This is a genomic window from Pseudomonas alcaligenes (assembly GCF_014490745.1).
Taxonomy (GTDB): Bacteria; Pseudomonadota; Gammaproteobacteria; order Pseudomonadales; family Pseudomonadaceae; genus Aquipseudomonas; species Aquipseudomonas alcaligenes_C.
Window position 1 is genome coordinate 2,248,254 of the sequence record NZ_LZEU01000001.1, and the last position, 11,957, is coordinate 2,260,210.

At 63.8% G+C, this 11,957-nt stretch carries 10 protein-coding genes; 9 read left to right on the plus strand and 1 reads right to left on the minus strand.

Annotated features, from left to right (window positions below; translation table 11 throughout):
* The first annotated feature begins 58 nt into the window (after nt 1-58).
* From prpC to prpF, 3 genes are all read left to right on the plus strand, one after another.
* A complete protein-coding gene (gene prpC, locus A9179_RS10255) occupies nt 59-1,222 on the plus strand; it encodes a bifunctional 2-methylcitrate synthase/citrate synthase (protein ID WP_187805714.1) in 1,164 nt (387 codons plus the stop codon).
* Nucleotides 1,223-1,233: 11 nt separating this feature from the next.
* Nucleotides 1,234-3,843: a Fe/S-dependent 2-methylisocitrate dehydratase AcnD gene (acnD, locus tag A9179_RS10260; RefSeq protein ID WP_187808554.1), complete on the plus strand. Its 2,610-nt coding sequence runs from the start codon at nt 1,234-1,236 to the stop codon at nt 3,841-3,843.
* Between the two features lie 125 nt (nt 3,844-3,968).
* Complete coding sequence (prpF, locus tag A9179_RS10265; RefSeq protein WP_187805715.1) at nt 3,969-5,156, plus strand: 2-methylaconitate cis-trans isomerase PrpF; 1,188 nt, start codon at nt 3,969-3,971, stop codon at nt 5,154-5,156.
* Between the two features lie 113 nt (nt 5,157-5,269).
* Here prpF and ppsR read toward each other — a convergent pair whose 3' ends face one another.
* Nucleotides 5,270-6,088: a posphoenolpyruvate synthetase regulatory kinase/phosphorylase PpsR gene (ppsR, locus tag A9179_RS10270; protein WP_187805716.1), complete on the minus strand. Its 819-nt coding sequence runs from the start codon at nt 6,086-6,088 to the stop codon at nt 5,270-5,272.
* A gap of 155 nt (nt 6,089-6,243) precedes the next feature.
* Here ppsR and ppsA point away from each other — a divergent pair, with 155 nt between their 5' ends.
* From ppsA to A9179_RS10300, 6 genes are all read left to right on the plus strand, one after another.
* Nucleotides 6,244-8,616 (plus strand): phosphoenolpyruvate synthase, encoded by a 2,373-nt coding sequence (ppsA, locus tag A9179_RS10275; RefSeq protein WP_187805717.1) that lies wholly within the window; start codon nt 6,244-6,246, stop codon nt 8,614-8,616.
* A gap of 133 nt (nt 8,617-8,749) precedes the next feature.
* Nucleotides 8,750-9,718, plus strand: a complete 969-nt coding sequence (locus A9179_RS10280; RefSeq protein WP_187805718.1) for an alpha/beta fold hydrolase — start codon at nt 8,750-8,752, stop codon at nt 9,716-9,718.
* A gap of 77 nt (nt 9,719-9,795) precedes the next feature.
* Nucleotides 9,796-10,095 (plus strand): Rieske (2Fe-2S) protein, encoded by a 300-nt coding sequence (locus A9179_RS10285; protein ID WP_187805719.1) that lies wholly within the window; start codon nt 9,796-9,798, stop codon nt 10,093-10,095.
* 26 nt (nt 10,096-10,121) lie between these two features.
* Complete coding sequence (gene rraA / locus A9179_RS10290; RefSeq protein ID WP_187805720.1) at nt 10,122-10,610, plus strand: ribonuclease E activity regulator RraA; 489 nt, start codon at nt 10,122-10,124, stop codon at nt 10,608-10,610.
* Between the two features lie 49 nt (nt 10,611-10,659).
* The gene (locus A9179_RS10295; RefSeq protein WP_187805721.1) at nt 10,660-11,655 is read left to right on the plus strand and encodes a zinc transporter ZntB; all 996 of its coding nucleotides are present in this window, start codon (nt 10,660-10,662) and stop codon (nt 11,653-11,655) included.
* A gap of 54 nt (nt 11,656-11,709) precedes the next feature.
* Nucleotides 11,710-11,955 (plus strand): CrfX protein, encoded by a 246-nt coding sequence (locus A9179_RS10300; RefSeq protein WP_187805722.1) that lies wholly within the window; start codon nt 11,710-11,712, stop codon nt 11,953-11,955.
* The last annotated feature ends 2 nt before the right edge of the window (nt 11,956-11,957 follow it).

Below are 11,957 nucleotides of genomic sequence, written 5' to 3' on the forward strand. Positions count from 1 at the left end.
CGCGTGCGGCCTGCCACAACAATAAGCAGTACCACCGGATTCAGATGAGGAGAGAGCGATGAGCGCTTCCGTAGAGACCACCACGCCCGGCTTCAAGCCGAAGAAGTCCGTCGCCCTGAGCGGCACCGCCGCTGGCAACACCGCCCTGTGCACTGTCGGTCGCACCGGCAATGACCTGCACTACCGCGGCTATGACGTGCTCGACTTCGCCAACCGCTGCGAGTTCGAGGAAATCGCTCACCTGCTGGTGCACGGCAAGCTGCCCAATGTCGCCGAGCTGACTGCCTACAAGGCCAAGCTCAAGGCCCTGCGTGGTATTCCGGCGGCGCTCAAGGCGTCCCTGGAGCAGCTGCCGCCGTCCGCCCACCCGATGGACGTGATGCGCACTGCCGTATCCGTACTGGGTTGCTTGTCGCCGGAGAAGGACGACCATAACCACCCGGGCGCCCGCGATATCGCCGACAAATTGATGGCCTCGCTGGGTTCGGCGCTGCTGTACTGGTACCACTTCAGCCACAACGGCAAGCGCATTGACGTGGAAACCGACGATGACTCCATCGGCGGCCACTTCCTGCACCTGCTGCATGGCAAGAAGCCGCGCGAGTCCTGGGTGCGCGCCATGCACACCTCGCTCAACCTGTATGCCGAGCACGAATTCAACGCCTCCACCTTCACCTCGCGGGTGATCGCCGGCACCGGCTCCGACATGTACTCCTGCATTGCCGGCGCCATCGGCGCGTTGCGCGGCCCGAAACATGGCGGCGCCAACGAAGTGGCCTTCGAGATCCAGAAACGCTACGACAACCCGGACGAGGCCGAGGCCGATATCCGTGCCCGCGTCGAGCGCAAGGAAGTGGTGATCGGCTTCGGTCACCCGGTCTACACCGTGGCCGACCCACGCAACAAGGTGATCAAGGAAGTGGCGCGCGAGCTGTCCGCCGAGCAGTCCAACACCAAGATGTATGACATCGCCGAGCGCCTGGAAACCATCATGTGGGACATCAAGAAGATGTTCCCCAACCTCGACTGGTTCAGCGCCGTCAGCTACCACATGATGGGCGTGCCCACCGCCATGTTCACCCCGCTGTTCGTGATCGCCCGCACTTCGGGTTGGTCTTCCCACGTTATCGAGCAGCGCATCGACGGCAAGATCATCCGCCCGAGCGCCAACTACACCGGCCCGGAAGACCTGAAGTTCGTGCCGCTGAAGGATCGCAAATAATGAGCAGCGCGATGAACAGCCAATACCGCAAGCCGCTGTCCGGCACTGCCCTGGACTACTTCGACACCCGCGAGGCGGTCGATGCCATCGCCCCCGGCGCCTACGCCAAGCTGCCGTACACCTCGCGTGTACTGGCCGAGCAGCTGGTGCGCCGCTGCGAGCCGGAGGCGCTGACCGCTTCGCTCAAGCAGCTGATCGAGCGCAAGCGCGACCTCGACTTCCCCTGGTACCCGGCCCGCGTGGTCTGTCACGACATTCTCGGCCAGACCGCGCTGGTCGACCTTGCCGGCCTACGTGACGCCATCGCCGAGAAGGGCGGTGATCCCTCCAAGGTCAACCCGGTGGTGCCGACCCAGCTGATCGTCGACCACTCGCTGGCCGTGGAATTCGGCGGCTTCGACCCGGATGCGTTCGAGAAGAACCGCGCCGTGGAAGAGCGTCGTAACGAGGACCGCTTCCACTTTATCGAGTGGACGAAAACGGCCTTTAAGAACGTCGACGTGATCCCCGCCGGCAACGGCATCATGCACCAGATCAACCTGGAGAAAATGAGCCCGGTGATCCAGGCGCGCGGCGGCGTTGCCTTCCCGGATACCTGCGTGGGCACCGACTCGCACACCCCGCACGTGGATGCCCTGGGCGTGATCGCCATCGGCGTCGGCGGCCTGGAGGCCGAGACCGTGATGCTCGGCCTGCCGTCGATGATGCGTCTGCCCGACATCGTGGGTGTCGAGCTGACTGGCAAGCGCCAACCCGGCATCACTGCCACCGATATCGTCCTGGCCATCACCGAGTTCCTGCGCAAGGAGCGGGTGGTCGGTGCCTATGTCGAGTTCTTCGGCGAAGGCGCGGACAGCCTGTCGATCGGCGACCGTGCGACCATTTCCAACATGTGCCCGGAATACGGCGCGACTGCCGCGATGTTCTACATCGACCAGCAAACCATCGATTACCTCAAGCTGACCGGTCGCGAACCGGAGCAGGTCGAGCTGGTCGAGCACTACGCCAAGACCACCGGTCTGTGGGCCGATGCCCTGGTCACTGCCGAATACGAGCGGGTGCTGAGCTTCGACCTGAGCACGGTGGTGCGCAACATGGCCGGCCCGAGCAACCCGCACAAACGCCTGCCGACTTCGGCGCTGCAGGAGCGCGGTATTGCTGACGAAGGCAAGCTGGCGGCGGCCAAGGCCGAAGAGGCTGCCGGCCAGCTGCCGGATGGCGCGGTGATCATCGCCGCCATCACCAGCTGCACCAACACGTCCAACCCGCGCAACGTGGTCGCCGCCGGTCTACTGGCGAAGAAGGCCAACGAGCTGGGTCTGATCCGCAAGCCGTGGGTCAAGACCTCCTTCGCTCCGGGTTCGAAGGTCGCCAAGCTGTACCTGGAAGAGGCCGGCCTGCTGCCGGAACTGGAAAAGCTCGGCTTCGGCATCGTCGCTTATGCCTGCACCACCTGTAACGGCATGTCCGGTGCACTGGATCCGGTGATCCAGCAGGAGATCATCGACCGCGACCTGTACGCCACCGCCGTACTCTCGGGTAACCGCAACTTCGATGGGCGTATCCATCCGTACGCCAAGCAGGCCTTCCTGGCCTCGCCGCCACTGGTGGTGGCCTACGCCATTGCCGGTACCGTGCGCTTCGACATCGAGCAGGACGTACTGGGCACCGACAAGGCCGGCAACCCGATCACCCTGAAGGATCTGTGGCCGAGCGACGAGGAGATCGACGCCATTGTCGCCGCCTCGGTGAAGCCGGAGCAGTTCAAGCAGATCTACATCCCGATGTTCGATCTGGGCACCGTCAAGGAAGCCGAAAGCCCGCTGTACGACTGGCGTCCGATGTCTACCTACATCCGTCGTCCGCCGTACTGGGAAGGCGCCCTGGCTGGCGAGCGCACGCTCAAGGGCATGCTGCCGCTGGCGATCCTGCCGGACAACATCACCACCGACCACCTGTCGCCGTCCAACGCCATCCTGCTGGACTCGGCCGCCGGCGAATACCTGGCGAAAATGGGCCTGCCGGAAGAGGACTTCAACTCCTACGCCACCCACCGCGGTGACCACCTGACCGCCCAGCGCGCCACCTTCGCCAACCCGCAACTGGTCAACGAGATGGCCGTGGTCGACGGTGCGGTGAAGAAGGGTTCGCTGGCCCGCGTGGAGCCGGAAGGCAAGGTCATGCGCATGTGGGAAGCGATCGAAACCTACATGAACCGCAAGCAGAACCTGATCATCGTCGCCGGTGCCGACTACGGTCAGGGTTCGTCCCGTGACTGGGCCGCCAAGGGCGTGCGCCTGGCCGGTGTGGAAGTGATCGTCGCCGAAGGCTTCGAGCGTATCCACCGCACCAATCTGGTGGGCATGGGCGTGCTGCCGGTCGAGTTCAAACCGGGTACTACCCGTCTGACCCTCGGCCTCGACGGCACCGAGACCTACGACATCCAGGGTGAGGTGTCGCCGCGCTGCGACCTGACCCTGGTGGTCAATCGCCGCAACGGCGAAGTGCTCAAGGTGCCGGTGACCTGCCGCCTGGATACCGCGGCTGAAGTGCACGTGTACAAGGCCGGTGGTGTGCTGCAGCGCTTCGCTCAGGACTTCCTGGAGTCCACTGCCGGCTGAGGTCGACGCTGACTCCCTCTCCCTTTGGGAGAGGGTTGGGGTGAGGGAGGCGGGCTCCCTCATCCGCCCTTCGGGCACCTTCTCCCAGAGGGAGAAGGGTATTAGAAGCTTTTCAGGACATATCCATGGCTCACGTACCCCAGATCAAGATTCCCGCCACCTATATGCGTGGCGGTACCAGCAAGGGCGTGTTCTTCCGTTTGCAGGATTTGCCGGCGAGCTGTCAGGTGCCGGGCGCGGCTCGCGACCAGCTGTTCATGCGCGTGATCGGCAGCCCCGATCCGTATAGCGCGCATATCGACGGCATGGGCGGCGCCACCTCGTCGACCTCGAAGTGCGTGATTCTGTCGAAGAGCAGCCAGCCGGAGCACGATGTCGACTACCTCTACGGCCAGGTCTCCATCGACAAGGCCTTCGTCGACTGGAGCGGCAACTGCGGCAACCTGTCCACCGCCGCCGGCGCCTTCGCCATTCATGCCGGGCTGGTCGATCCGGCGCGCATTCCCGAGAACGGCGTGTGCGTGGTGCGTATCTGGCAGGCCAATATCCACAAGACCATCATCGCCCACGTACCGGTCAGCAACGGCCAGGTGCAGGAAACCGGCGACTTCGAGCTGGACGGCGTGACCTTCCCGGCGGCGGAGATCGTGCTGGAGTTCCTCGATCCGTCCGACGACGGCGAGGAGGGCGGCTCGATGTTCCCCACCGGCAACCTGGTCGACGACCTGGAAGTGCCGGGCATCGGCACCTTCAAGGCAACCATGATCAGCGCCGGCATCCCCACCGTGTTCGTCAATGCCGAGGACATCGGCTACCAGGGCACCGAGCTGCGCGAAGCGATCAATGGCGATCCGCAGCAGCTGGCGCGTTTCGAGGCCATTCGCGTGGCCGGCGCCCTGCGCATGGGCCTGATCAAGACCGCCGAAGAGGCGCTGACCCGTCAGCACACGCCGAAGATCGCCTTCGTCAGTCAGCCCAAGAGCTACCTGGCTTCCAGCGGCAAGACCATCGCGGCCGGCGAGGTCGATCTGCTGGTGCGCGCACTGTCCATGGGCAAGCTGCACCACGCCATGATGGGCACCTGCGCGGTGGCCATCGGCACGGCGGCGGCGGTGCCCGGCACCCTGGTCAACCTGGCGGCTGGAGGTGGCGCGCGCGAGGCGGTGCGTTTCGGCCATCCGTCCGGCACCTTGCGCGTAGGCGCCGAGGCCAAGCGGGTCGATGGCGAGTGGACGGTGACCAAGGCGATCATGAGTCGCAGTGCGCGGATTCTCATGGAAGGCTGGGTGCGAGTGCCGGGCGACGCATTCTGAGGGTTAGGGGGGGCGCCACTTTCCATGCCCCGTCATTCCCGCCTGCGCGGGGATGACGAAGTGGGTGGGGGAGGTTTCGGTATGGGTATCGGCGCTATGCGCCTCAATCCATCCTACTTGAGTCGGCGTTCCACACCTTTCTCCACCAGGATCTTGGCGGAAATCTCTTCCACCGAGAAATGCGTGGAGTTGATGAAGGCGATGTTCTCGCGGCGGAACAGGTTTTCCACCTCGCGGACTTCGAACTCGCACTGGGCGAAGCTGGCGTAGCGACTGTTGGGCTTGCGTTCGTGGCGGATGGCGGTGAGCCGATCCGGGTCGATGGTCAGGCCGAACAGCTTGCTCTTGTAGGGCTTGAGGGCGGCCGGCAGTTGCAGGCGCTCCATGTCTTCCTCGGTCAGCGGGTAGTTGGCGGCGCGGATGCCGAACTGCATGGCCATGTACAGGCAGGTCGGGGTCTTGCCGCAGCGCGACACGCCGACCAGGATCAGGTCGGCTTTGTCGTAGTAGTGGGTGCGGGCGCCGTCATCGTTGTCGAGGGCGAAGTTGACCGCCTCGATACGCTCCATGTAGTTGGTGTTGCTGGAGATGGAGTGCGATTTGCCTACCGAGTAGGAGGAGTGCGAGCTCAACTCCTGCTCCAGGGGGGCGAGGAAGGTGGAGAAGATGTCGATCATGAAGCCGTCGGATTGGGCCAGGATGTCGCGGATTTCCTGGTTTACCACGGTGTCGAAGATGATCGGACGGGCGCCGTCTTTCTCGGCAGCACTATTGATTTGCTGTACCATGGCGCGCGCTTTGTCCACGCTGTCGATGTAAGGGCGCGTGAGTTTGGTGAAGCCGATGGTCTCGAACTGGGCCAGCAGGCTCTGGCCGAGGGTTTCGGCGGTGATGCCGGTGCCGTCGGAGATGAAGAAAGCGGTTCGTTTCATTTGCGCCAAAGGCCTTAAGTCAGGAACGATTCTTGGCTATCATAGGCCCCCTTTGTCGGGCCCGTACTGGCCGGCATTGTGACTTATTTCCTTGCGGCAAAGCCAGGTTGCAGCGCGGCTGCGGTGGCTGGGCCAAGTACAGTGGAGAGTTCACCTTGGTTGAGTACGTAGTTTCCCTCGATAAGCTCGGCGTCCACGATGTGGAGCATGTAGGGGGCAAAAACGCATCCCTGGGCGAAATGATCAGCAACCTGGCCGGTGCTGGCGTCTCTGTTCCCGGCGGTTTTGCCACTACCGCCCAGGCCTACCGTGACTTCCTCGAGCAGAGCGGTCTGAATGATCGTATCCATGCCGCCCTCGACACGCTGGACGTGGATGACGTCAATGCCCTGACCAAGACTGGCGCGCAGATCCGCCAGTGGGTGATGGACGCCGAACTCCCCGAACGCCTCGACCGCGAAATCCGCGAAGCCTTTGCTCTGATGGCCGGCGGCAACGCCAACATGGCCGTTGCCGTGCGCTCCTCGGCTACCGCCGAAGACCTGCCGGATGCCTCCTTCGCCGGTCAGCAGGAAACCTTCCTCAACATCCGTGGCGTGGACAACGTGATCCGCGCAGCCAAGGAAGTGTTCGCCTCGCTGTTCAACGATCGCGCCATTTCCTACCGCGTGCACCAGGGCTTCGACCACAAGCTGGTGGCCCTGTCTGCCGGCGTGCAGCGCATGGTGCGCTCGGAAACCGGTACCGCCGGCGTGATGTTTACCCTGGACACCGAGTCCGGCTTCCGTGACGTGGTGTTCATCACGGGTGCCTACGGCCTTGGCGAGACCGTGGTGCAAGGTGCGGTGAACCCCGACGAATTCTATGTGCACAAGCAGACCCTGGAAGCCGGCCGCCCGGCCATCCTGCGTCGCAACCTGGGCAGCAAGGCGATCAAGATGGTCTACGGCGATGAAGCCAAGGCCGGCAAGTCGGTGAAGACCGTCGAAGTCGACCGCGCCGACCGCGCCCGCTTCGCCCTGTCCGATGCCGAGGTCACCGAGCTGGCCAAGCAGGCGCTGATCATCGAGAAACACTACGGCCGCCCGATGGACATCGAGTGGGCCAAAGACGGCGACGACGGCAAGCTGTACATCGTCCAGGCTCGTCCGGAAACCGTGAAGAGCCGCGCCAGCGCTACCGTGATGGAGCGCTACCTGCTGAAAGAGAAGGGCAAGGTGCTGGTGGAAGGCCGTGCCATCGGCCAGCGCATCGGCGCCGGCAAGGTGCGGGTGATCCACGACGTGTCCGAGATGGACAAGGTGCAGCCGGGCGACGTGCTGGTCTCCGACATGACCGACCCGGATTGGGAACCGGTGATGAAGCGCGCCAGTGCCATCGTCACCAACCGCGGCGGGCGTACCTGCCACGCGGCGATCATCGCTCGCGAGCTGGGTATTCCGGCCGTGGTCGGTTGCGGCAATGCCACCCAGGTGCTGCAGGATGGCCAGGGCGTGACCGTGTCCTGCGCCGAGGGCGATACCGGCTTCATTTTCGAAGGCGAGCTGGGCTTCGACATCCGCAAGAACTCGGTGGATGCCATGCCTGACCTGCCGTTCAAGATCATGATGAACGTCGGCAACCCGGATCGCGCCTTCGACTTCGCCCAGCTGCCTAACGAAGGTGTGGGCCTGGCCCGTCTGGAGTTCATCATCAACCGCATGATCGGCGTGCACCCCAAGGCGCTGCTGAACTACGCCGGCCTGCCCGTCGAGATCAAGGACAGCGTCGACAAGCGCATTGCCGGCTACGACGATCCGGTCGGCTTCTACGTCGAGAAGCTGGTCGAGGGCATCAGCACCCTGGCCGCGGCTTTCTGGCCGAAGAAGGTCATCGTGCGCCTGTCTGACTTCAAGTCCAACGAATACGCCAACCTGATCGGCGGCAAGCTGTACGAGCCGGAAGAAGAGAACCCGATGCTCGGCTTTCGTGGCGCCTCGCGCTACATCAGCGAGAGCTTCCGCGACTGCTTCGAGCTGGAATGCCGGGCACTGAAGAAAGTGCGCAACGAGATGGGTCTGACCAACGTCGAGATCATGGTGCCGTTCGTGCGCACCCTGGGCGAGGCGTCGCAGGTGGTCGAGCTGCTCGCCAGCAACGGCCTGGCCCGCGGCCAGAATGGCCTGAAGGTCATCATGATGTGCGAGTTGCCGTCCAACGCGCTGCTGGCCGACGAGTTCCTCGAGTTCTTCGACGGTTTCTCCATCGGTTCCAACGACCTGACCCAGCTGACCCTGGGCCTGGATCGCGACTCCGGCATCGTTGCTCACCTGTTCGACGAACGTAACCCGGCGGTGAAGAAGCTGCTGGCCAATGCCATTGCCGCCTGCAACAAGGCCGGCAAGTACATCGGCATCTGCGGCCAGGGCCCTTCGGATCACCCGGATCTGGCCAAGTGGCTGATGGAGCAGGGCATCGAAAGCGTGTCGCTGAACCCTGACTCGGTGCTCGATACCTGGTTCTTCCTTGCCGAAAGCCAGCCCGCCTGAGTACCTTCCCCAACAAGGGCGGAAGCAATTCCGCCCTTGTTTGTGTCCCGTGATCCATGCGGGCAGCCTTAGGTTCGACGTCCGGGGCTAGCTACACGCAGCGCTCACAGCAATTTTTTGTGCAAGAAGCAGAATGCAAAGCAGTAGTGAGTTGTTCCCCGTTGCCCTGGTCAGCGCCGAATTGCGCGGCGACCTGAGCGAGGATGTCTATCGCCTGAAACCCGGCAACAGCCCGGACTATTCCGTCGAGCTGGCGGTGACCCGACTCGGCCAGGCCAGTCAGGCCAGTCGTGGCGTGCCGGTGATTCTGCTGCACGGCAGCTTTTCCAACCGGCGCTTCTGGTATTCGCCCAAGGGCATTGGTCTCGGTGCTCAGCTGGCGCGCGCCGGCTTCGATGTATGGATCGCAGAAATGCGCGGGCATGGCCTGTCACCACGCAATCAGGCCTATGCGCGCAATCGCGTGGCGGATTACGCGCGTTACGACCTGCCGGCTATTGCGGCCTTTGTTTGCGAGCAGACGGATCAGGTACCGCACTGGATCGGCCATTCGCTGGGGGGCATCACCCTGGCTGCGGCACTGGGCGGGCAGTACCTGGATGGGCAGACGGCAGCTTCGGTGGCGCTGTTCGGCAGTCAGATCAGTCGCATCTATTGGCCGCTCAAGGTGCCGCCGGTGGAGTGGGGCAGCCGCCTGTTGCTCAAGGCCTTCGACCATATTTCCGGCGCGCGCCTCAAGCGTGGCCCGGAAGACGAGCCGATCGGCCTGGCCCTGGAGAGCCTGCGCTGGCATCGCCTGTTCGGCCGTTTCGGCGACGAGCAGCGCGACTGGTGGGCCGGGCTGGCCGATGTGCAGGTGCCGCTGCTGGCGGTGACGGCTGCCGGCGACCTGCAGGATCCGGCCTGGGCCTGTCGCAAGCTGGCCGAGCAGTTTATCGCCGCGCCACGCCAGGTGCTGTGCCTGGCCAAGGACAAGGGCTTTCTTGGCGACTACGGGCATGTCGAGATGCTGGTCAGCAAGGAAGCCCAGGCTGAAGTCTGGCCGCTGGTGGAGCATTGGCTGCGCCATGGGCAGTTGCCGCCAGGCATCGCGCTCGACTGAGGTTACAAGCGCGCTGGCATGGGGCTAAGATGTGACGCATTCGGGCTTGCCAGTCATTTCTGCAGCAGGATGCCGGCGTGTTTATCGCACTTGAGCGCTTGATCAATCTCGACGACGGCTACCGCCAGAGCTTCCAGGTGGACGGGCGCAGCCTGATGCTGCTGGTGGTCGAGAATCAACCGCTGTTGCTGGAGAGCCGCTGCCCGCACCAGGGCGCGTCCTTGCACAGCGCTACCGTCGTCGGTAGGGTGCTGCGCTGCTCGCGCCATGGCATCGAATTCGACCTGCTCAGCGGTCGGCCGCTGAATGCGGCCTGCACCAACCTGACGCTGCTCAAGCCGGCCTATGACGGCGACCGGATCGGTATCGATCTCTGACGTATTCCACTAACAGGAGTTTCCCCATGCAATACATCACCCCCGACCTGTGTGACGCCTACCCGGAGCTGGTGCAGGTGGTAGAGCCGATGTTCGCCAACTTTGGCGGTCGCGACTCCTTTGGTGGCGAAATCGTCACCATCAAGTGCCATGAGGACAACTCGCTGGTGAAATCCCAGGCCGACCTGCCGGGGCACGGCAAAGTGCTGGTGGTCGATGGTGGCGGTTCCCTGCGCCGTGCCCTGCTGGGCGACATGGTCGCCGAGAAGGCCGCGAAGAACGGCTGGGAAGGCCTGGTGATCTACGGTTGCGTGCGTGACGTCGATGCCCTGGCACAGACCGACCTGGGCGTGCAGGCCCTGGCCAGCCACCCGATGAAGACCGACAAGCGCAACATTGGCGACCTCAACGTGGCCGTGACCTTCGGCGGCGTCACCTTCCAGCCGGGCCACTACGTCTACGCCGACAACAATGGCGTGATCGTTTCCCCCGAACCGCTGAAAATGCCGGAGTGAGTCTGTCGGGCCCGTTCGCTGCGGGCCCGTCATTCAGGTGACGCAACGGATGCTAGAGCAAGACAATCTCGAATGGGGACTGGTGCACGCCTTTGTCCTCGATGGCCGTGGCGGCGCCCGCAGTATTGCTCGCGCGGCGCTGGATGACCTGCAGCTGGGCGAGGGTGAAAGCCTCTGGCTGCACTGGGATCGCAGCCACCCGCTGAGCCAGCGCTGGCTGCGTGAACACAGCGGCATCGGCGAATTTGCCTGTGACCTGTTGCTGGAGGAAAACACCCGGCCGCGCCTGCTGCCGTTGCCGGCCGACGAGCTGCTGCTGTTCCTGCGCGGGGTCAACCTCAATCCCGGGGCCGAGCCGGAAGACATGGTCTCGGTACGCATCTTCGCCGACCCGCGGCGGGTCGTATCGCTGCGCCTGCGCCCGTTACGGGCGACCGAGGAGCTGATCGCACAGCTGGAAAAGGGCTGCGGGCCGAAGAATGCCGCGGAGCTGATCCTGCAGCTGGCACATCACCTGGCGGATCGCATCGATGCGTTGATCGAGGGGCTGGGCGGGCTGCTCGACGAGCAGGAGGAGGGCCTCGACAGCAATGAGCGCTTCCTGCCGGATCATGGCCTGATGCTGCATGTCCGCCTGCGCGCCGCCAATCTGCGCCGCTTCCTGGCACCGCAGCGAGAAATCTACGGTCAGCTGGCGCGCAATGGCTCGACCTGGTTCACCCGCGATGACGGCGATTACTGGAACGAATTGAGCAACCGGCTGATTCGTTATCTCGAGGAGTTGGAGCTGCTGCGCGAGCGGGTAGGGTTGGTGCTGGAGGCTGAGCACCGGCGCATGAGCGAGAAGATGAATCGCACTTTGTACCTGCTCGGTATCGTCACCGGCTTTTTCATGCCGATGAGTTTTATCACTGGGCTGCTGGGCATCAATGTCGGCGGTATGCCGGGGGCCGAGAACGGCCATGGCTTTGTGGTCGCCTGTGCCTTTCTGGCAGCGGTGGCCGGATTCCAGTGGTGGTTGTTTCGCCGTTTGCGCTGGTTCTGATGTGACCTGAGCCACGGCGACCACGTCTAGCCCTCATATCCACGCGAGGTGCGCATGCACGATCCGTTTGAAGAATCCCTGCGCGACCTGCTCAAGGTCTCGTCCTCCGACCATGACGATGGCGCCACGCTCGGGCGGGTGCTCAAGACCGCCAATCGCCAGGTCGGCGCTGGTGATCTGTTCAGTCTGCTCGGGCATTGGGCCGAAGCACTGATGATCGCCCTGAACAACGGCTCGGCCCATACCGCGCCGGTTTCCCGCCGCCCGCAAAAATCACGTTCCACAGACAAGGCTGATTGAAG